Below are 23,094 nucleotides of genomic sequence, written 5' to 3' on the forward strand. Positions count from 1 at the left end.
TCTCTGACTTCTTCGAGATTGCTTTTGTCGTCATTTCGCGTGCTGTAAACACGCGATCCCTATCACCAATTGTGGTTCAAGGCATATTCCCGATACCGATTGTAAAGGTGTCCTGCCTGTAAATAAGCGGACTGTGGACTCATAAAGTGAGCAAATTCGAAAGTAATAGCCTTATCATAACCCGCCTTTGCTGCAGCCTCAAGTTTTAGCCTTAGTTTATCAAACTTGATCGGCAAAAATTTGATCGGCATATCCCGGTCAAAAGATTCGGCATTCGTCCAACAGGCCATACCATATTTATCAGCCAATTTCTTATTGACCTCAAAGAAATCGGGAAGCTCATCGTAATCAATGTGTCCATCCTGAAAGGCTACTGCATCGACAGCTCCTTGTATACCTTCAAAAATTTCGCCCCATTCCCGTTCGTGTTCCAATACCGAAACTGCATCGGCTTTACTAAGCTCGGGAGAAGCGGCAAGCACAGCTTTTTTCCCATCAATCCAGGGCGATATAAATGTCGGCAAGCCCCCACTGACGGCCTTGCACTGTAACCCAAGTGTACGAAAAGCATGAACAGCCCCTTTCGTTTTACGGCTGATTTCCGTACTGATATACCATCCACCGAAGCTTTTATAATGCCCATATTTAGCCCAAACCTCTTCAATTACATATTGATTGGCATCGATTTCGTGACTCAGATCTCCTGTCTCCCAATAAATACCGCTGTCATAAAGTCCAAAATAGAATTTCATGTCGTACTTGTCTGCAAGCTGCAGATAAAGCTCTACAAGATCCAACGATGGTTTAAAACAGCCATATTTGTCCATCAGATAAGCCGATGGATAGGTTATAAATTTACGATAGCCACTGCGAATCATAATAACAGTGTCTATACCAATTGCCTTCATATATGCAAAATCCCGATCCCACTCTTCCGGGCCCCAATTCTGGTGCGGAATATCGTGGGAAATCTCGTCAATAAATGTCCCTGTAATTCTCATAAATATTTCTTTTCTTTTAATAATTGTACCCATTTTATATAGGCACTGGGTATCAGATGCACACCATCAGCTGAGTAAATTGCGTTAAGTCTTCCCTCATTGTCCTGAAAAAGTGGGCAGAGGTCAACAAATGGGATATTTTCATCTGCTGCAAGCTGTCTTAGTTTTTCATTTAAGATCGGAACCAACACATTTCTACCTTTTGTATAAGGCTCTTTTGTTCGTTCTTCATTGATCGGTAAAGCACTCTGAAGATAGATAAGGGTCTTTGGTGAGATCTTTTTTATTCGTTTAATGATACGCTTGTAGTTATTGACCGACACTTCCTGCGGAAGCTTTCGGAATTGGTCATTAATGCCATCCATCAGAAAAATTGCCCGTGGACGTCCGCGCAACACCTCATCTATACGCGCAAGAATCCCAAACGAATTATCTCCGCCTATCCCCCTGTTCAGTACAGGATATCTTGAATCTGCAAGCAATTCCTGCCATTCTGCCCGTTCAGTAATACTATTTCCCAAAAACACGATTGCTCCTTTAATTGTTGGACTTTGTTCGAAATAGGCCATTCGTTGTTGATAATACCAGTTGGCGTAACTGCTATCTATTTTAGTCTCCTGAGCTGAGAGGGACTGGGAAAATACCAATAGACATATTCCAATGAGGAAGCAACCTTGGAAAACACGATACCGCTTAAAAAATTCCAATGATCTCATAATAGTTTTTGCTGTTTTAAATAATTGGCCCAAATTAAATAGGTGGCTTGCTTCAGATGTAAGCCATCAATTGTTAGCTCAGCTTTTAGTTCCCCTTTACCATCTACCAATATCGGCTGTAAGTCTACAAAACGAACTTGATGTGCCGTACACAATTCTTTCAAAGCTTTGTTCAATAGCACGATCTTGTCATTCCGAACCTCTTCATAGATTTTTGGCAGTAAAGATTCATTCACAGGTAGAAGTCCCTGCACAAAAAGCGCTGTATTTGGCGACTGCTTTTTAACCTGCTTTATTATCCGCTCTATATTCGTTGAAATAATGGAAAGTGGTATTCCTCTTTTCATGTCGTTCACCCCACAGAGCAGAAATATTTTTCGTGGTCTGGACGCTAATATCTCGTCTAGTCGTGCTAAAATACCGTAAGTCACATCGCCGCTAATCCCACGATTGATCACATGCTTCCGCTGGAGGATTTCTTGCCATTTTCCACCTTCGGTAATGCTATTGCCAAGGAAAACGATTTCGTCCTTCTGATTGGGCATCGCTTTAAAAAACTCAAGCCTTGCGCGATAATGCTGATTATCAAACGTAGAATCAATACCCTTTGATTGCGCTAAAGTCAATGCCGGTAAAAAAAAAGGCAACAATAGGGCCTTCCAGTTCCTATAAGAAAGTCTGTTCATATGCATTAATTATTTTCGTCGGTATGCTCTTTTTCGGGTTTTCGCAATGGCACCCACCAGGAAACCAAAAAGGCTGGAATAGTAGAAATCAACACCCAGATAAAAAATTCTTTATAGCCCAAATGATCACTCAGCCAGCCGCTGATCATCGAAGGAATCATAAACCCCAGATTAACAAGTCCACTTCCGAAAGCGTAGTGTGCCATCTTATATTTGCCTGGGGCAATATTTTGCATGATAAAAAGAATAATTCCGATAAAGCCAAAACCATATCCAAAGTACTCGATGGCGACAGCAGCAGCTATGAGATAAAGGTTCGTCGGCAATGTGATGGCAAGAAATGCATAAGCTACAAATGGAACATTAAAGAAGGCACAAAGGATCATAAGTGTCCTCCGGTCTAAGCCCTTTTTGGATACAAAGTGCCCTGCGACAATCGACCCCAACACAAAAGCTATGGCACCAAATACACCATAAAGCAATCCAATTTCCGAAGTACTCAGGCCAAGGCCACCTTCGGTACGTTGCGCTTTAAAAAATAAGGGGGTGATCTTAATGGCCTGCCCTTCAGCAAAACGATAAAAGACAATAAAAAGCAAACTAAACCAAATATTCTTTTTCTGAAAAAAAGTTATGATAACGTCTTTAAGCGTATCCATTCCCTCCTTTAAAGAAGTGGATTTGGGAGCTTCATCGTGAGCAGGTAAAGCACGTATGCTGTACAGTCCTATCCCCAACATAATAAATCCATAAGCAAACATCACCACCATCCACGCGGATTTAATGCCGATTTCCTGCTCCAATTGCCCCGCCAAATAAACGAGTACGCCGCCAGAAAAAACTTTGGCCACATTATAGAAGGCACCTTGCCAGCCGACATATTTTGCCTGTTGTTTTGCATTCAGTTCATTCAAATATACCCCGTCGGCTGCGGTATCATGTGTGGAGCCACTGAATGCGATCAGTGTCAATAAGGCAATGGAGAAGCTAAAGAAATGATCCAACTGTAGCGTAAGACCAAGCAGACCAAAGAGTAGCCCCGTGAGTATCTGCGTGGTATAGACAAAAAATTTCTTGGTCTTATACAGCTCCAAAAAAGGCCCCCATAAAGGTTTTATTGTCCAGGGCAGCATAATCAATGAGGTCCAAAAAGCAATCTGTGCGTCCGATACCCCCAAATTTTTATACATAATGGAGCTCGCACCCGAAAGGGCAACAAAAGGTAGCCCCATGGCAAACCACGTTGTGGAGATCCAAAAAATAGGCGGAAGTGCCTTACGCCCTTTGCGAAGCTCCACCGTTTGTTCTAATAATTCATTCATTTTATGACTTCCAATAAAGTTTTAACCGGCTGCTCACGATCGTCAACAGCGCCACGATTCCAGTGAATAATACACCGCGCATCACTCCCCCAAAAACACCCTGTGCCCCCATCTGATCAAGAGCGCTCTGTAGTCCCGTAAGCGCCAATAGTGGGATCAACAATAGATTTCCTGCGGTATAGGCGACCATCGGATTTTTACCAACCAGTGCTATACCTCGAAACAGCGATTTTCCAAAAGCAAGTTTCTCGATACAACACAGCATTGTTAGCGCATAACAGGCTAAGCCCGTACAGACAAAATAATAGCTGTATGTGGAATAATCCTTTTTTATCCCCCCCTCATACGCTTCGAAGATCAGTCCTAAAAAAAGCAGATAGCTTCCGAGCACAGCCATTTTTGCCTGCAGTGCCAGTACTTCGCCCTTCCGAAAAACACCTGAACAGAAGCATAGCGAAAAGATCAACATCAGGGTAACTCCCATATTGATATCGAGATAGCGCATGTATAGATTGAAGACATTCAGCCCAATTAGAAGTGCACAGAGCAAGCCTTGTAATGCCAGTTGAGACCGCTGCATCCTGGATTTGTCGGCCAACGACGTATCAGCAATAATCCACTCGCCGACAACTGTAGCCGGAAGGATAATAAAGAGGTATTTGAGGTAATAAAATTGATAAAGCCAAGTCGCAGGGCTGAGTTTGTAGATAAATTCGTTGATACTACCAACTTCTTTGGATCCCAAAAAAACGCCCATAATAAATGGTAAAATCGCCATACGTAACCAGATGGATTTTGCCGTCAGCCACCACCACAGCGTTCCAAACAAAGCCATATTGGCCAGTACCAGAATAATAATATCTGTCTTCTGGAGGGTAAATCTATCCGTTTGTGCATACAACAGATATAGCATCCCTACAGATAGCAACAGGGCCACTATGTGAACAAGTCTCGCGGTCCGCACCGGTAAATACGACTTTAAATCGGCATAGAGTGCAAAGAGCAGGACAAACCCCACGATTGACAAGATATACTGTGACGCAGCAGGCTCTCCACTCATAACCCAAGCGCGCATATAAAAAGAAAATAAGGCGAAAAAGAATAAAGCAACAAAACGCTTAAAAATTGTACCCACGATAGGCAAAGCGTTTAGGTTAGCCACTTTTTTCCGCATAGCCAATGGGATGGCCGCCCCCATCGTAAAAAGGAAAATCGGAAAAACCAGATCTACCCAGGTTATACCTGCTATACTGGGATCAAATACATGTTTGGGCGGGGGCACCTGTGCATGGTACATCCAAGCAGGAAGGTTTCCAAATGAAATGCTCGATGAAAGCACCATTAAAAGGATGGCAATTCCCCGCAGAACATCCAAACTATCGTTTCGCTGCTGTGGAGTCGCTGTTGAATTTGGTAAAATTGGTATCATCTCGTTTTTCTATGCGTTCGGAAATCATTTTTTTGTTGCTATAAATTGGCCGGTAAAATCTACCGGCCGTTCAAACGGCTTTAGGATATGATCCAACACAACCGCCACTTGAGCCCTTGTTAACACTTGATTTTCTTTTGCTGCAATGACGGACCAGACTTTATTTTTATTCAAAGTGGGGTCGACCTGGAGCAATAGAGCCGCAAAAAATTCTGCTGTGACATCGGCACCCGAGCCAGCGACTTTATCGGCCGATGGATAATAACTACGCATACCGTCGATCAGGTCTACTTCGCTTATGCGGTGTTCGGGATAGAACCAAGTCTGATTGGCCCATTTGTAGGGCACCCCTTTTCCTTTAAGAATCCCGGTTGCTCCAACACGTTGGATTGCCTGAAAACGACTATCTTTTGGATCAACATCGATAAAGGGCATGAGATAGGCATGATGGTCCAAAAGTACTTGCTGGACCTCCCTTAATGAAAGATCTTTGGGCGTAACACCTTGTTTTGCAGACAGCGCCGCCAGCACTCCAGCAGCTTGACCAATACCCAATACAACTGGCTGAAGGCGGGTGGCCCCAGCCACAATATTGCTCACACTGATGCTTTTTTCAGCAACAATAAAATCCGCTATTTTCTCAGGAATCAAACTTCCAAGGGGTACATTGTAGGATGGTACCCGAATCTTAACAAAATCAATTTTGGGTGCATCCGGGTTCTTCAGGTGATGATGATCGATGGTATAATCGCCTACTATCCCACCTGTGCGGTACAAAGGCAGCTCCTGCTGATAAGGACTCTGCACATAAGGCAATGTAAGCTGCACCAAGCCTTTAGCACGTCTAGACTCGCGATGATAAGCAATAAAGGGAAGTTTATCGGCCGTATCATATTCATCATCGGCAAGCCCCAAGTTTTTAAAACCCAGCTGACTTTGAAGATGATATACAAAACGTAAGGTATGATCTTTCGCCTTTTGCAATTCCACCGCCCTCGCCTTTGGCGACATCTCGATAATATTCAGGTAGATATCATTTCCGTCTTTAGGCCAGTTTATCATGTATTTTCCATTCGGCAATTTGCCATAGGTAATCATTTGATCACAATTGATGATAGGCGTATTGCTGTGTGAAGCAGGATCTTTAACATCACAGGCATGTTCAAACTCTTTAGGATCATAACCTTGAGGTTTCTTTAGCAATCTCTTTGGATCGGCACCATAATCTTTCAGGATAGCGACATAAGTAAGGTCTTGAATTATTGAATTGGCCTTTTCGGGAGCAAATTCTTCTTTCGTATCGTAGCGGCTATCCATACCGATGCTGTAAGCAACACCCGCACGCGGCAAGAGATCCCCCAATTCCGTCGCATCGACTAGAATACAAGCGTTTACGGTTTTCTTTTTCCCTTCCTGTTCAATGGCAACGGTCCAGCCTTTAGGCTGTTTTTTCAGGTCTAAAAGGGTACTTTTATACCAAACGGCAATATTTTTTTCGGCTCCAACCATCTTTTTTAGCAAGCGATTACCGACCGAAGGCTCAAATAGCGTATTGCTTACCCAGCCTGTTTCCACTGCCTTTGGACCACCATAATAAGCATAAAGTTCTGCCCTAAATTCGCCCCATATTCCCGAAGGCATACGATGGTTACCATCAATAGCGGAGACCCCAGCGGCAGTGAGCATACCACCCAACCAGCTTGTCTCTTCCACCATAAGGACCTTACTTCCCAAACGGGCAGCTTGCAAAGCCGCAGAAACACCACTTGCTCCCCCTCCCACAATCAAGACATCGTATGAAGCAACAGCCTGCCCCTGCGAGGAGAGTGTGACAGAAATCAATAAAATAGAAAAAAAAGATTTAAACCAATTCATATGAAGTTAATTGCAGTAAATAATTTAAAAAATACGCACCAAATACCGGTTTAAGGACCAGAGATACATTATTTTGTTGTCGGACTAAAGGATCAGTATAAGGTGAATGAAACATATAGGTTATCGATTAATGGATCAGACGATTAAAATAAGCGAAATGAAACGGAATGGTTTTGGCCCAGTAGCCAGAGGTATGAGCGCCGGGTTGCGCAATATAAGTCGCTTTGATCTTGAGTACATCACAACTATCCCGAAGGGACTTATTGGCCCCATATAGATAATCTTCAGTACCACAATCAAAAATAAATGTCTTGTCACTCCCAGCGATCTTATGGACATTATGGATGACACTAAAACGATCGAATAATGGATTTTGATCGCTGTATTGACCTAAATGTTGGGCTAGACTTGTCTTCTTGAAAGCCGAATGTCTCAGATTGACAACTCCCGAACTGCTACCAGCACTTTTAAAAAATGATGGATAGTTAAAAAAGAGCCAAAGTGCACCATGCCCCCCCATACTCACACCCGTAATAAATGAGTTGTCCCGATCCGTATGATATTTGCCCTGTATGTAAGGCATTAATTCCCCTGTCAGGAACCGACCAAATTGTGCTCCGCCTTTTTGTGGACTGTCTAAAAACCAGCTCGTCCGAAGACCGTCAGGGCATACCACCACAAAGCCATATTGATCGCTCAATGCCTGAAAATCGACAAATTTTGAAAGACTTTTATAATTTGCTCCATGACTGTGCAGCACATATACAACAGGTAAGGCACGGTTGTCCGGCTTCATCTTTGGTATATAGACGTAGCCGGAATCTACTCCAGAAAGATGAGCAGACTGTAACGTATAAAGCTCTTGTCCTTTGGCCAACATTGTACCAACGGCACATAAAAGGCATATGATTAAACGCATGGATATAATTGAGTCAGTCTTTAGATTTATAGTGAAGCTAAATTAATAATAAAATTTATAATAAAAAAAGTATTTAATAATTTTTTTTATTTAATAAGGTTGGATTACGTTATTTTATAAAGAACTATATAAAACCGTAATTTTTCCAATAGTGGAATGAACATCCGATAAGATTTTGGCATAAAAAAAGCACCGGAGTTTTCCGGTGCTTTTTTAGTTCAGAAGTTCAATAAAGACAAGTGAGTTAATTATTTTATGCTATAGGTTACGTTTGCCATTGTCAACCAGGGCGAGGTAAATCGTATATTAATTGTATCGCCCGATTTACCCAAAGCCTGAACATACACGATCATTTTCCCATGATAAACGCGCTGTTTATTGTCGGTATAGTCGCCCATATCTGCATTGTTCCCCGCTTCCATACCCAGTAAACGTGCATTTCCAGCAATATCACAGGTGATTTCATCTTCCGAAAGGACTACAGGAAGCCCCTTGTTATCCACCACTTGCAAGGCAACCTGCAAAATGCCACCGCTCTCAATCGCTTTCCCTCCTATTACCGTCGCCTGAATGGCGGCTGGACGTTCACTGGATTCAATAGTGTGCCGAACAACTTCTTTTTTATTCGTGTCCAGACCAACAACCTCTAGTTTACCCGCTGCATAGGGAATATCCCAAAAGATGATACCTGTCTTCTCATCGTAATTTTTCTCTTCGCCAACAACTTTACCATTGAGCTCCAATCGCGCCTGAGGGCTATTGGTGTAACAGACCACCCTGATTTGCTGTCCCTCCTGATAGTTCCAAATTGGCCAGGCATCCATGGAGGGCGCTTCATTTTTCCGTTGCCCCTGTTCGGATTCCAATGCAGACCAGACATCAGTAGTCGTTGCTCCACCCTTCAATGGATAGGTTCCCAAATAAGCCATTGGTTTATCGGACCACAGCGATTGACGATAATAACCCCTCGGTTTAATAAAACCTGCGAAATCCAGCAGTCCTGAATAAAATCCACGTGAAGGCCAACGCCCCGACTCTCCGAGGTAGTCAATACCTGTCCACAAGAACTGGCCAAATATATGCTTGTTGTCACGCACTGCAAGCCATGCTGGAAGGTCATGTCGATTTTCACTTCCAAAAATTACGCGCGCTGGATAACGCTGATGATCCAGTTGATAACGACTTTCGGTATAATTGTACCCTGCAATATCAAGTGCTCCCGGATAGGCTGTTTCATTAGACATAGCCACACCTGCGAGGCCTGCAGTAACGGCTCGGCTTTTATCGTATCTTTTTACTGTAGCAACCAGTCTTTTGGCGATATCCCCAAGGCGCATCGCATCTGGCGCATCCTTTTTGTATCCGCCATACGAAGCCTGCGTAAATCCGCCTTCCTTCTTCTCTCCATCAAGAATAGGATGAGAATAAGGGTCATTCGGGTAATCAACCTCATTGCCTATACTCCAAGCGAAAATCGAGAGGTGATTGCGATCCCGTTTGACCATATCTGCAAGATCCTGCTCGCCCCAGCTTTCAAAAAAGTCATACGATCCCTCAAAACCGGGGGTTCCGACATTCCAGCCCTGCAGCCATTTCCGTTTTGGAAATTCCCATTCATCAAATGCCTCATCCATAACCAACAGCCCCAACTCGTCACATAAGGTGTAAAGCGAGGATGCTTGCGGATTATGACTGGTTCGAATGGCATTGACACCCAAAGATTTCAATGTCTGCAGCCGCCGACGCCATACCTCGGTATACATTTCAGCACCCAGCACACCGGCATCGTGATGTAGGCATACGCCTTTGACTTTCATCCATTCGCCGTTTAAAGCAAAGCCCTTGTTTGGGTCAAATGTAAAAGTTCGGAAGCCCGTTTTGATTGCCGACTGATCAATTTGCTTTCCATTTTGCAATACGCTTGTCCGCAAGGTATATTGATTCGGTTGATCCAAGCTCCACAATTTAGGGTTTGCAACCGTCAATTGCTGCTGTATCGTCGCTTTAGCTGCAGCATCAACCTTCACTTTCTCCGATTGATTAGCGACAACCTTCCCTGCGGCATCAATCAACTCCTGCACAATGGTAACCGCACTGCCGTTGGACGTACTATTGACAACAGTCACTTCGGTATTTAACATTCCTTTCCCTTGCTTTAGCTCGGGATAGGCATATACTCCCCATTGATCGATATGCAACGCATTGGCCTTTACAAGCCAAACGTCACGGTAGATGCCCGATCCGGTATACCATCTTGAATCGGCACTTTTACTGTGGTCGACCTTAACAGCGATGGTATTTTCTTTTCCAAACTCAATATAGGGTGTGATATCATAAGAAAAGGATATATAACCATTGGGACGTTTTCCAACAGATTTACCATTGATAAATACCTCGCTTCGGTTGTATACGCCCTCAAAATAGATAAATATTTTTTTGCCCTGATCTTCCATTGGTACCTGGAGCTGTTTTTGATACCAGCCAATACCGCCCGGTAAATAGCCTGTGGCGCTGGCTAAACTTGGACTGAGCGGGTATTTTACACCCCAATCATGGGGCAAACGGACCTGCTGCCAGGCTCCATGCTTCATTTCTGCGCTGGCCTGCCCCTCGATATCACCCAAATGGAAACGCCAGTCTGAATTGATCGCCTGGGCCTCACCAAATCCAGCCTGTGCGTATAGGCCACTGATGCCCATACCCATAGAAACAGCTAAGACGGATAGTTTTTTTATGAGATTCTTCATTTTACTTTTTGCATTAGGTTCAAGTGATTAAAGCGTTGGAACAACAGGCAAGACATGGCCCTGATCATCAAAATACAAACGATCCATGCATACCTCCCGGTTAAATCCTGCTGCGTCGCCAATATCAATACCTTTGGGATAATTGAATCGATGGTAAACAATATACCATTCGTCTTTACCGGGAATCTGCAAAATCGAATTATGCCCAGTGCCATAGATCCCTTTCGCAGGATCTTTTTGTAAGACTAAATTATTAGCCGGAACTGTGATCGGTCCATCTGGGGAAGTTGCAGTTCCATAGCGCACCCGATAATTTTCACTCCGGGTATCGTCTTCTGACCAAAAGAAATAATAGCGTCCTTTACGGTAGACAACATAAGCACCTTCGCGGAATGTCTTATCGGGAGTGAGTACCTTGACTGTATTTTTTTTGATGGAAACCATATCTTTGTTGAGTTCGGCAACAGCCAGATAGCCATTTCCCCAATACAGATAGCTTTTTCCCGATTTTGGATCGTTAAACACAGCCGGATCAATCTCCTGCCCGCCGTTGACACCCTCAGGCTTAAAATCGATCAGCGGTTTTCCCGCGTCCTTAAAAGGCCCGGTAGGTAAATCAGCCACCGCAACACCGATCTTTTGCGCTGCTGTAAAATAATAATAGTACTTATAATCGTTCTTGACTTTCTTTTCCGTAATTGTAGGTGCCCATGCATTTCGAGGTCCCCAGGCAACATCTTTTTTCAGGTCCAAAATCACCCCTTCATCTTTCCACTGAACGAGATCGGAAGACGAGAAGGTCTTGAAATAATAGCCCCCCCAGCCGTCAAAACCATCACTCGTTGGATAGATATAGTATTTTTTTGTTTTATTGGAATAGAGTACATCGGGATCAGCATAAAAGCCATCCAAAACGGGGTTCTTTCTGAATGCGAATTCCATATCTTTGGGTTTCCCCCATTTGGAGGTCAAGTCCAAAAGTTCTTGTCTTGAAATAGGAATAATGGTCCCATGACGTGGATGGAAATCCATGTCAATTTGATGATCGATTACTTTAAAACGATCAAGATCTTCGGAGGTGCAGAATTGGTACTTCCCTTTACCATAGACATCATACATCAGGACATATTTATCCGATTGATTGAGTTTAAAGACACTGGATCCTTCCACAGCATCATTGGTCTGCTGTTTATAGCCTGGCTGTTCAATCCATTTCCCCGAAGTCAGTGAATCGGTTATCGCCAGCTTAATGCCATTGCCATGTCCTTCAGTTTTGTAGAAAAGGTAGAACAAGCCATTCTTTGCAATAATATCGCCATCGATACAGGATTTACCATTTTTTGGAAGAAACAGCACTTTAGGTTCGTTTTCAAAATCTGTAAACTCCTTATTAGCATAAGCATAGTAGATGATATCCGGACCATTTCCGTGCTGCATGGACCAGTACACCATATATTTGTCGACCGAAGGGTCATATATAGTCTGTGGTGCCCATACTCTCTTCAACGCTTCCTGGCCTTTGAAGCGCTGCTGGATATCGATTGCCTGATGAGACCAATGCAATAGGTCTTCGGATTTTAGCAGGATCAAACCCCGATTGGAATCCCAGCCTTTGGAGGAGGTCATGTCGGTGAGCACCATATAAAATGTTTTCCCATCTTCGCCACGGAGAATATGGGGATCCCGTACACCACCAGTCTTGCTGATCACCTTCGAATCCAGGATAGGCTGGTTTTCATTCAAGGCTCTGTAGGTATAGCCATCTGTGCTGATCGCAAAACAAACAGCCTCATCTGCGACAGCATTACCTTTGAAATAGGCAAATAAATAACCTGCAAAATCTTTGTCCGTAGGTCCGCTGCGATAAGCCTGAGCAAAAACACCGCATGTAGCATGTATTAAAAATAAGGTAACTAAGATTGAAATTTTGTTTTTTTTCATGAAGGTTTAGTAGAATAAATAAGCATTAGACCATTTTTTGCATCTTTAAAAGCCACGGAATATAATCCCGTGGCTTCGTAATCTGGCAATTTTACTTGCCATAAGCACCTATTTTAAAGCTATTTTTTGAACTGCTGTATAGTAGTACTCTCCGGATACCGTAGCTTTCACCCCAATTCGGGCAAACACATAATCGAGGTTTTTCAGGTTGTCCGGCAATTCACCGACGATACTTGTCGGTTGACCAAAAGCAACATTAGCCAAATTGGCATCCACACGTAGCTCGCGTTGTACCTGATCTGTTAAAACAGATTTACCGAGGTAAAGACGCACAAACTCCAAATTTGCCGTACCTACTACTCTATTAACCGTAAAGTTAGCAGTAATACTGTTATTATTTTTTTGAAAAGACTCATTTGTCACCGTGAAATAGGGTGTTACAGGCACATCAATGGTCGTATTGCCTTTCACTTGCACCAATACCGTATCGGTTGCCTGTTGTAGCCATGGTGAATCTCCTTTCCGCACCAATTTGTATTCGCCATCAAAAAGACTAACAGAAAAAGAGCCGTCCTGATCAAAATATACGGGTATTGCTGAGCGAAGCGGATACCCATCCTGCCATAATTCCAATTGAGGCCCATTATTTCGAACGCCAATCGCCTTTCCTTCATAAACAACGCGTCCCGAAAGCGTTGATTTTGGGGCTTCAAAATTATCATATTTACAACCTACAACGAGTAGGCTTGCAAAAGCTACCAATAAGCTTAAAAATTTTATTTTCATGGTACAACTAGATTAATGGAATGGATTTCTAACTATTTTAGGGTTTTTATTAATGACATCCTGACTAATGGACGCATAATAATTGGCCATACGGAAAAAGCGTGCCTTTCTGAAACGCGCAGGTCTTACCCGTTCATAGATATACTTACCGTCATCGGCATGCCCTGGACGCACGACACGATAAGCATATAGTCCATATACAACAGCGTTGGGATCATTTTCCGATCCGTCCCACACCAAATGTGCAATACGCCATCTTTTAAGATCATAGTAACGATGATCTTCGAAAGCAAGTTCGACACGGCGTTCGTTCCGGATAATATCCATCGTTAGGTTACTAACGCTATTGGCGGGAAATCCTGCTCTTTCGCGCAATTTATTGACGTAAGTTCTTGCCTCCACAGTCTGTCCCAACTCAAATGCAGCTTCTGACGCGTTGAGATAAATTTCACCAAGACGAAACCACGGCCACCAGTTAGCAGCTGATGTACCGCGTGTACTGGCTGCTGGCGCATCGCTGACAAATTTACGGATATAGAAGCCGGTGTTGCTGACGTCCTGTGCATCATAAAGCGGCCCATCAAAACCGGTCCACAAACCACCACTCGCATAATTCTGTCCCAGTTGTGGGGCTGCAGTAAACTGGTAAGCTCCATTCGTCCCCCAAGTTGCCACTCCAGCTTGAATACTCACAGCACGTCCGCGAAAAGAAGTTCCCGGATAAATCACCGTCCCAAACAAACGAGCATCTTTATTCGCAAAAATATCGTTGATATTTTGGTAGGCTACGTAATTTCCTGCGCCGTTTTTATCATGTAGTGTGCCTTTGCTACCGTCTAGATAATCAAAACTTTCTACAAGACTCAATGAAGGAGAAATCGTCGATGACGACTCATTGTCTTCGGTCAGACTTCTGACGATATTGTCATAAGCAAAGCGGTGAACTTTTAAACTCGTGACAAAATCCTTGGCAAAGATGACTTCAGCACCAGTTTTCTTATTGAGCATATCATAAAAATTGGCACCTTTATCGGCATTCTCATTATAAAGCGCATAGGGGCCATTCATAATTTCCTTGGAAGCAGCCAGTGACTTGGTATAATACCCCGTCGCCATATTGGCTGGAATCCCCACTTCTCCTCCGGCAGTCGTTATCGGTGAGGCCATTAGATTATTATATTTCGCGATGGACGCCGCATAAAGCATTGCCCGACTTTCCAAAGCTAATGCCGTATACTTATTGGCTCTGGTCTTACTGGCATTATAGACGGCAAGATCTTCCTTGATCTCTTCCAATTCTTTGTAAATAAAATCGTAGACTTCATACTCCTTGGCACGTGCCACCTGCAATGGTGTTGGATCACCGCTAAAGTCATAGATGAGCTGGGTTGTAACGATCGGAACGCCGCCCATGCGTTTGACGAGCTCGAAGTAAACAAAGGCCCGGATGAAGCGTATTTCGGCTTTATACTGCTTGCGTTGTGCATCAGACAATTGTGTACTGAATTGATCGATATTTTCGAGGGAAAGATTCAGATCCCGAATCAGTCCATAATCCCAATAGCGACCGTAATCGTCACCAAACTGATAATCATTACGCCAGTTTTGATCGCGATGTCCCGACCACATGGCATCATCCAATTCGGTCATTCCTCCAGTATTGAAAACACCATGTAGCGTTGGCATTCTGTCGTAATAATTGGCAACGAGTGAAGTCAACAGTTTCGGGTCATTCCAAAGCTGTGCATCGGTAATCAATGATTTTGAATCCCGGTCAAACCAATCGTCGTGATTGCAGCTGCTCAACGAGGACAAGGTCAATAAAGCAACTCCTATATATGTAAGTTTAAATCGTAGTTTCATGTTAAAAAGTCATATTAAATCCAACCATAAATACCCTTTGCTGTGGATATACTACTGCTGCTCTCGCTTCGATCTCAGGATCAATCTGGTAGTCTTTGACATTGTCAAAAGAAATCAAGTTTGAGGCATTGATATAGAACCGTATTTTTTCGGCCTTTATCTTTTGAATCCACGCTTTTGGCAGATTGTATCCAACCTCCAGGTTGCGGACACGCAGATAACGTACATTGGTCAACCAAAAATCACTATTTCGACTATTGGGACCTGAGTTGCCGTTACGAATCGCAGGGTAGCGTCCCGGAATCCATTCACTGTTTGGATCATAAGGGTCTTTGCGATGCCATCTATCTTCAAGTAGATAAGCTGGGGAATTACCCCCACCATGGAAGGCATTACGTAACTCATAATCCTGAAACCAGGATTGCACCGCACCACCGGCCAGATCAATATTTAAGTTGATGCCTTTCCAGTCAAGTCCTATCCGACCACCGAAGCTCATCATCGGTGCCCAACCCGTCGGATAACCGATCGGACGCTGATCCATATCATTGATAACCCCATCGCCGTTTACATCTTTATAAATCAGATCACCAGGAAGTTGCGTCCTATTGTTCTGACCATCATTATTGATCGGATGGTTGCGGATCTCTTCTTCCGACTGAAATCGTCCAACGACTTGGTATCCCCACCATACTCCACCCCAGCGGTCTTCAATCGAGTTACGGTATTCATTCCACGAATTACTGAAACGAGGCTTATAGGTTTCTAAGTCACGATAACGTGAAAAAGTCATATTCCCACTGACAACATAGTTAAGCTCACCGACCTTATCGGTATAGGTAATGATACCTTCGGCTCCATAATAGCCGTTCTTACCGAGGTTTTCATTGGGAAGGTCATAACCGATTTCGGCTGGTAATAGGACATCGTACCGTTTGCCAGGATATCCAGTACGGATAATTTTAAAGATATCGGCCGTCAATGTCAGCTTATTTTTCAGCAGTGTCGCATCGATACCCATGTTATAATTGGTGTTTTTAACCCAGGAGAGGTTGCGAACTGGTAAACCTCTAGGCTGTACCCCGGGCACATAGGCTCCGTCTAAGACAGCACTTCCAGCCGCCCAATTATATCCGGCAAGGTAATCGTGCATTCCCACACCCTCTTCAAGTCCTGTTTGTCCGATCGAACCACGGATTTTAAGGTCACTCACCACAGATTTTAAGGGTTTAAAGAACCCTTCATCCGAAATACGCCAACCTACCGATGCTCCCGGAAACAATCCCCAGCGTTTACCTTCATAATATTTAAAGGAACCATCATAACGGCCCAGTACCTCCAGAAGATACTTGCCCTTGTAGTTGTAATTGACACGGCCAATATATCCAGCCCGAGCCTCGTAAGCCCATTCATCGGCCAAACTATTGAGCTCCGACAGTCTTAACAACGGAATATAATTGTTTGAAGGATTTGCGCCCAATGCCTTATACGTCCGGTCCCAATCTGAACGCTCATAGCCCAACATTCCCGCAAAAGTGTGATCGCCGATCTGCTTATTATAATCGATCTGAAACTGTGCAAAGCGGGAAACAATCTCCCTAGTGGTATCGTAACGCCAGCCAGCATCACTTCCGCCAGTTCGCTTATAAGCATTATTTTCGTATCGATATACATCATAGGTATATTGGAAACCTTCAAATTTATTGTTGGTATAATTGTAAGAAACAGTTCCTTTTGCCGACAAACCAAAATTTGTCTTATAGGCCGCAAAGAGATTCACATTTCCAGCAAGGTATTTATTGTCTTTATAGCCGGCAATATCGCGGCTAAAGAGAGCCGGATTATAGGGAAAATCATTGGTATGATTGATATACTCCGGATTGTCATTTGCATAGGGACCTACAGTCGGCCTATTTTTCATAATAGCCAAAATAGACGAGAAGTATCCATCCCCACCTGGTAAGCCAACATCCTGTGTTCCTTCATGTCTTCCTGAAATCTGTGTCCCGACAGTAAGACCTTTGAGTACCTCAGCTTCCATATTGGCCTGGAAATTGGTTCGCTTATAATTGAAATCCTTGATCATTGCATCCTGATTGAGGTGGCCCAATGACAGGAAGTAATTGGACTTTTCATTTCCACCGGTGACATTAGCATTGATGTATCGCTGTGGAATATTCTTACGGATCACCATGTCATAATAATCATAGCCTTGGTAGCCGGGCTCTGTCCCTGCCTGCCATTTCGCCAACTCCTCGGGTGTATAAACCGTCTTCGGGTCGCGGTTTTCATTCTGTGCGGCCTCAACCAATCCGCGTGTGTATTGCTTAGCGTTTGCCATGGTCGGAAAACGTGTCAAATTTTGCCAGCCTTGGTAGCCATTAATATTGATTTTTGCACTTTCTCCTTTTGCGCCCTTTTTGGTGGTAATCAGTACAACACCTCTGGAAGCACGGAATCCATATACTGCTGCTGCGGCATCTTTCAAAATAGAGATACTCTCAATATCTTCGAGATTCAGCGAGTTGAAGATATCTGCTCCGGAGCCATTCTGTGTACCAACCCAGTCAGTACCTTCCTGACCTCCATAAGCAACACCATCAATTACATATAAAGGCGAGCCCATATTCCGGATTTCGATCGCTGCACCACGACCGGGACGTGCGTCTTTGGCACGCACTGAGATCCCCTGCACCTTTCCTGCCAAAGCCCCAGCAGTTGTCGTCGATGATGACCGTACAATATCCTCTGATTTAATATTGCTTACCGCCCCTGTAATATTACGTTTGGACTGTTTACCATAACCAACAACGACGACATCCTCCAATACATTTTCATCTGCCTCGAGCTGGATTTTTAAATTTGTTGTTCCATCCAATGGAACTCGACGAGTCTTATACCCAACAAATGACACGACAAGCGTTCCTTTGTTAGCATTCAGCTCAAATTTCCCCGATTTGTCTGTTGAGGTTCCCTTCCCCCCTTCAAGGAGGAGTACGCTCGCACCAACGATAGGCTCGTTTGCTTTGTTGAAAACTTGTCCCGTAACCTTCTCCTGCGCATACAGCAATGTTGGCATCACGCTCAACATGGTGTAAAAAGAAGCAATCTTTAAGTTTTTCATAAATTTCAATACGAATTAAACAGTAAATAATACAATCTAGCTGGACAAGACAATATGATGGTAAACTACGGTCTACTTTGGTTATTTCTTTTGCATCGTTGCCACCCCTACCTAGATTTATAATTGGATTAATACCTCAAACTTAGCCGATTTTGCAACATTCCATCGTACACAAATCCGTCAAAAAACATATATTTTTTAGTCAAAAACCGCTTTTTAAACATATTTAAGGCATATTTTATGTTTTTTTTCAAACTGATCTCGTTTTGATCGAAGTATATTAGAAGGCTGCTTTATGCGAAAAAACTATGCCCCTATCTATGTTGAAATAGTAGGGGCATACTTATCTGATGCGAATTGTTTTAATACACTACGCGGGCTTTATTGTCGGATCGTTGATATTCGGAAGGTAGTTGGCCAAACTCCTCTTTAAAGCACTGCCGAAAATAAATCGCACTATTGATTCCGACCATAAATGACACTTCGGTCACGTTATACTTCCCGCTCCGAAGTAGATCTGCCGCCTTATGGATACGTATCTTACGTACGAGCTGATTGATATTTTTTCCTGTGATGCCTTTCAATTTCCGATAAAGGGTAGACTGACTCATATTCATGCGATCAGCGAGGGCAGCAGCATCCAATACCTCATCCTGCATATGCTGCTCGACGATCTGCATAAAATCCTGAACAAATTCATTTTCACGCCAGAGTTCCTCCGAAGGCTTTGGCTCTAGTTCTATATTGGTCGTTGAAAAAGATGGTTTTGTATTTAAACTTTCCAAAATCAGTTCATTGATCTGTTTCTGTCGGCTCAATAGATTGTCAATACGTTTGAAAAGTAAAGCTGCTGTAACTGGCTTGATCAGGTAGGAATCTATCCCCAGATCATAACCCCGTTGTCGGTCTGCATCGGTATTTTTTGCTGTCAATAGCAACAGTGGGATATGACTTGTACTACGTTCCTGTTTCAATTGCTGTACAAGCTGAAAACCATCCATATCGGGCATCATAATATCACTGATCACCAAGTCGGGCACCCTAGCCATCGCCATTTGATAGCCTAAAGTTCCATTTTCGGCGAGCACCACGTCATATTGTCTTTGCAAGGTACTTCCCAGATATTCACGAAGTTCCAGATCATCCTCAACCAATAGCACTAGCGGACGTTGCGAAGAAACAGGCAGCTCGCCATCCTCAACAGGTAATCGATCGGTTTTCAATTTTACCGTAAAGGTGGTACCAAGGCCAAATGTACTATTCACATCAATCTTTCCATGATGGATCGCCACAAGTTCTTTCACCAAGGCCAGACCAATACCCGTACCCTGAGTACCTGTACCCGCAACCTGATAATACTTTTCAAAAATCCTACCGATATCTTCTTTGTCAATACCTACTCCAGTATCTTCTACGGACAACACCGCCCAATGATCCAAATCCGATTCTTCGTAATGCAAGCTTAGTTTAATATAACCTGACTCGGTATATTTATAGGCATTCGACAATAAATTATCTACGATCAATTGTACGATTTCGGCATCAAATAGCGTACGTGAATCCTTCACAGGGAGTTCAGACAACACCCGAAGACCAGGTTTGTGATTCAATGTTTTATATTTATGGGCAAGATCTGCGAGCATTTCTCCCAAAGACCCGGCTTCGGGTACAAAGGGTTTAAACTGCGATTCTACCTTCCTAAATTCCAACAACTGGTTGACCAATGTGAAGAGTCTATTAGCGCTTTTCTGTACCGTCTGAACCAGTTCGCGATGTTTTTCAGTAAGCTGCTGCTCTTGAGACAGGTCGTCAAGGGGGCCTAGAATCAACGTCAAAGGTGTCCGTAGCTCGTGCGTTATATGCGTATAGAAATTCAGGCGTTCTGCATGTAACTGTTCGTCCTGCACATGTTGCCGCTCTTTCAGTTTTAGTTCGGATTCAGCTTTCATTTTTTTGAAATAGAAAGAAATGATAACATATCCAATTAGCAGCACAAGGAGCAGATACACGATCTTGGCGGATAAACTGAGATAAAAAGGTGGCGCAATTTTGATCAATAGATGCTGGTAGTCCTGCGACCATTGCCCATTTTTCATCCGGGTGCGAATCAGCAGCTCATGTTCACCATAGGGTATATTACGAAAATCGAGGTTGGTCTCGTTTCCCAGAAAAATCCAGTCATTATTAAGCCCTTGCAATTTATAACCAAACTCGACCAAACCGTCTAGAGCAAAGTCCATAACAGCAAGTTCGATGCGAAAGCTATTTTCATCATAATTGAGTTCAATTGCCTTTGTCGGCGAGGGATATTTATCGACCTGTGTACCGGACTCTCCGGATCCAAAAACAATAAATCGGCTAATACTTAGGGGTGAGGTTGGTAAATTGGTCGGGATTGTGGCTGGGTTGAAATAACACATTCCTTCCTGCATCCCAAAATACAGTCGACCTTCACTGTCTTTTCCTACACTTGCATTGATAAAACCTCCCAAAGGCAAACCGAAAGACTGGTCATATTGTAGAAAACGTCTTTCTTTCGGGACATAGCGTAACATCCCCGATTTGGTCGAACACCAAATATTTCCAGTCTGATCTTCTTCGAGTCCATTGACAAAAAGCCACGCATTCCCTCCCGGAGGCATCAATAGAGACAGATCACCAATCTTCTTACCCGCTTCCTGCACGGCCAGTCCTTGATTTGTAGCCACCCAGATATTGTTATTTCTGTCCCGCAACAAATGATTAATCGTGTTATTTTGCAAGCCATTACCCTTGTCCATTTTTCGAAGCAGTTTATGCTGGGGATCGTAAACATAAAGTCCTTGCCCATAAGTTCCGACCCACATGTTGTGTTGGCCATCTTCCATCAACGTTCGGGGCGCATAATCGCCAAGCATTGGTTTGTTGATCAAAAGCTTCTGGACATGCCCCTTTCCTTCATCATATATAAATACCCCTTGATGTGCTGCAAACCAGATCTGTCCTAAATGGTCCTCATAAATCGCCCGTACCTCCGTCACAGGCTCACCTAAATCAATGGTTTTCCAAACGGACGATCCAGCATATTGAACGGCAATTCCACCTTTACGTAAACCGAGCCAAACATGTTGATGCTGATCCTTAAAAGCTGTTAGAAGGAAATCGTCTGCCCCACCATTCTTTTTGGTAATCTGCTTCAATAAACGCCCTTCCGCATTCATTTCGACTAGACCTGAACCTTCAGTCGCCAAATGTATTGTCCGATTTTCCCCCACCAATACATTGCTCACTGTTGCCAGTCGATCCGGCAACATATTGTCTGATGGGAAGACACTAAAGAAGGGGGCAATATGACTCACAACTCCCAAGCCACCACCATATAACGCTAGCCAAACGTTTCCAAACCGATCGGGAGTAATATGCTGGACCATCGTATTATTGCCTTTCCCCAGATCAAAATGCTCTACATGCTGTATGGCTTCAATACGCTTATCATAACCATAGCTCGGCTGCAGTAAAAAGAGTTGCGACGATTCGGCCCCTATCCACAATGTATGACCAATTTCCTTAATCGCATACACAAAAGGTTCATTTCCATTTTTTGCCAATCTTGCCAAAGAAACCTGCTGTAGTTTACCTGAAGCTGGATGATACACTGCCAGCCCCTTTCGGGTCCCTATCCACATATTGCCGGCTTGATCACAAAACAAAACTTTAATTTCATTATCCGGTAATTGTCCGGAGGTATTGTGATTAGTTAGTCGTTTCAAAGAATGCCTAATGGGATCCATTATTGTTAAACCTTCGTTAACATGCCCGATGTAAAGCATTCTTTTTTGATCTTCGGCCAGAGACCAAATGCTATTTTCGGGAAGACCCGGAAAATTCTTTTTATTGAAATGACTAAATTCCCCCGTTACCGGATCAAAATGCTGCACCCCTTGATGGTAGGTCGCTAACCACAATTTCCCATCCTTGCCTTCAATCATATCCGTAATATCATTCGTGGCTATGGATTTTGGATTAGCTGCATCATGTGTATAATAACTGAATCTATTTGTGCCTAGGTCAAGTACATTCAGCCCATTGGATCTTGTTCCGATATACACTTTCCTATCTGCATACAGCAACGTATTAATTTCATTGCTATTGATCGATTGACCGTCCTGCTTATCGGCGGCATAATATGATTTAAAAGACTTTCCCGCATAACGGTTCAGCCCCAGCTCTGTGGCTACCCACATAAATCCTTCATCGTCATGCACGATATCCAGTACCTGCTGATTGCTTAAGCCATCTTGAAGGGAAAAAAAATGGGCATTGTTGGGCTGTCCATAAACATAGGCCAACTGCCAAAGAAAAACAATAATAATGAGAAAATTTTTCATAGCTCCGCCACCACCAAATAAATTAACAACACCAACCTGTTCTCTTGGATGAGATCCTTTGCCGACTATCATTCGCCCCAATCCATTTGCAACTTTTTACAAAATTGTTGAGCACCGCAACAACTATACAATGAAAATATTCAGGATATAAACACAACATAGGCCCATTCAAATAAAGGTTATTTTCAAGTTAAAGATAAGAATAAATACATAAATGTCAAACAAACATTTATAATAGTACCAAGAGGAATATTACGCATAATCTCACGGAATATTTGATCAACTAAAATTACCTGCCAATACCTGAAATATTGGTAT

The 23,094-nt window shown here is 43.3% G+C and carries 13 protein-coding genes; all 13 read right to left on the minus strand.

Going from position 1 to position 23,094, the window contains the following annotated elements; all coding sequences use genetic code 11:
* Positions 1-62: 62 nt before the first annotated feature.
* Positions 63-1,001: a DUF4434 domain-containing protein gene (locus ACLCDV_RS18190; RefSeq protein ID WP_286771158.1), complete on the minus strand. Its 939-nt coding sequence runs from the start codon at positions 999-1,001 to the stop codon at positions 63-65.
* Entirely contained in the window at positions 998-1,717 is a 720-nt protein-coding gene (locus ACLCDV_RS18195; RefSeq protein WP_411971856.1) for a GDSL-type esterase/lipase family protein, read from the minus strand. The genes ACLCDV_RS18190 and ACLCDV_RS18195 overlap by 4 nt, the downstream gene beginning before the upstream one ends.
* Positions 1,714-2,403, minus strand: coding sequence for a GDSL-type esterase/lipase family protein (locus ACLCDV_RS18200; protein WP_294182870.1), 690 nt, complete (start codon positions 2,401-2,403; stop codon positions 1,714-1,716). The genes ACLCDV_RS18195 and ACLCDV_RS18200 overlap by 4 nt, the downstream gene beginning before the upstream one ends.
* 5 nt (positions 2,404-2,408) lie before the next feature.
* A complete protein-coding gene (locus ACLCDV_RS18205) occupies positions 2,409-3,725 on the minus strand; it encodes an MFS transporter (RefSeq protein WP_201667666.1) in 1,317 nt (438 codons plus the stop codon).
* Position 3,726: 1 nt separating this feature from the next.
* Positions 3,727-5,154 carry a DUF5009 domain-containing protein gene (locus ACLCDV_RS18210; RefSeq protein WP_411971857.1) on the minus strand — a complete coding sequence of 476 codons (1,428 nt, stop codon included), beginning with the start codon at positions 5,152-5,154 and terminating at the stop codon, positions 3,727-3,729.
* A 24-nt stretch (positions 5,155-5,178) separates the two neighbouring features.
* The gene (locus tag ACLCDV_RS18215; RefSeq protein WP_411971858.1) at positions 5,179-7,029 is read right to left on the minus strand and encodes an FAD-dependent oxidoreductase; all 1,851 of its coding nucleotides are present in this window, start codon (positions 7,027-7,029) and stop codon (positions 5,179-5,181) included.
* Between the two features lie 127 nt (positions 7,030-7,156).
* Entirely contained in the window at positions 7,157-7,948 is a 792-nt protein-coding gene (locus ACLCDV_RS18220; protein ID WP_411971859.1) for an alpha/beta hydrolase, read from the minus strand.
* Positions 7,949-8,196: 248 nt separating this feature from the next.
* The gene (locus tag ACLCDV_RS18225; protein WP_411971860.1) at positions 8,197-10,695 is read right to left on the minus strand and encodes a sugar-binding domain-containing protein; all 2,499 of its coding nucleotides are present in this window, start codon (positions 10,693-10,695) and stop codon (positions 8,197-8,199) included.
* A gap of 27 nt (positions 10,696-10,722) precedes the next feature.
* The gene (locus ACLCDV_RS18230) at positions 10,723-12,636 is read right to left on the minus strand and encodes a family 43 glycosylhydrolase (RefSeq protein ID WP_411971861.1); all 1,914 of its coding nucleotides are present in this window, start codon (positions 12,634-12,636) and stop codon (positions 10,723-10,725) included.
* Positions 12,637-12,744: 108 nt separating this feature from the next.
* Positions 12,745-13,422 (minus strand): DUF3823 domain-containing protein, encoded by a 678-nt coding sequence (locus tag ACLCDV_RS18235; protein ID WP_205400835.1) that lies wholly within the window; start codon positions 13,420-13,422, stop codon positions 12,745-12,747.
* Between the two features lie 12 nt (positions 13,423-13,434).
* On the minus strand, positions 13,435-15,285 hold the full coding sequence (locus tag ACLCDV_RS18240) for a RagB/SusD family nutrient uptake outer membrane protein (RefSeq protein WP_411971862.1): 1,851 nt from the start codon (positions 15,283-15,285) through the stop codon (positions 13,435-13,437).
* 1 nt (position 15,286) lies between these two features.
* Complete coding sequence (locus ACLCDV_RS18245) at positions 15,287-18,409, minus strand: SusC/RagA family TonB-linked outer membrane protein (protein WP_411971863.1); 3,123 nt, start codon at positions 18,407-18,409, stop codon at positions 15,287-15,289.
* Positions 18,410-18,771: 362 nt separating this feature from the next.
* The gene (locus ACLCDV_RS18250; RefSeq protein WP_411971864.1) at positions 18,772-22,848 is read right to left on the minus strand and encodes a two-component regulator propeller domain-containing protein; all 4,077 of its coding nucleotides are present in this window, start codon (positions 22,846-22,848) and stop codon (positions 18,772-18,774) included.
* Positions 22,849-23,094: the final 246 nt, after the last annotated feature.

The sequence above is a fragment of the Sphingobacterium sp. Lzh-3 genome (assembly GCF_046764375.1).
In the GTDB taxonomy this organism is placed as follows: domain Bacteria; phylum Bacteroidota; class Bacteroidia; order Sphingobacteriales; family Sphingobacteriaceae; genus Sphingobacterium.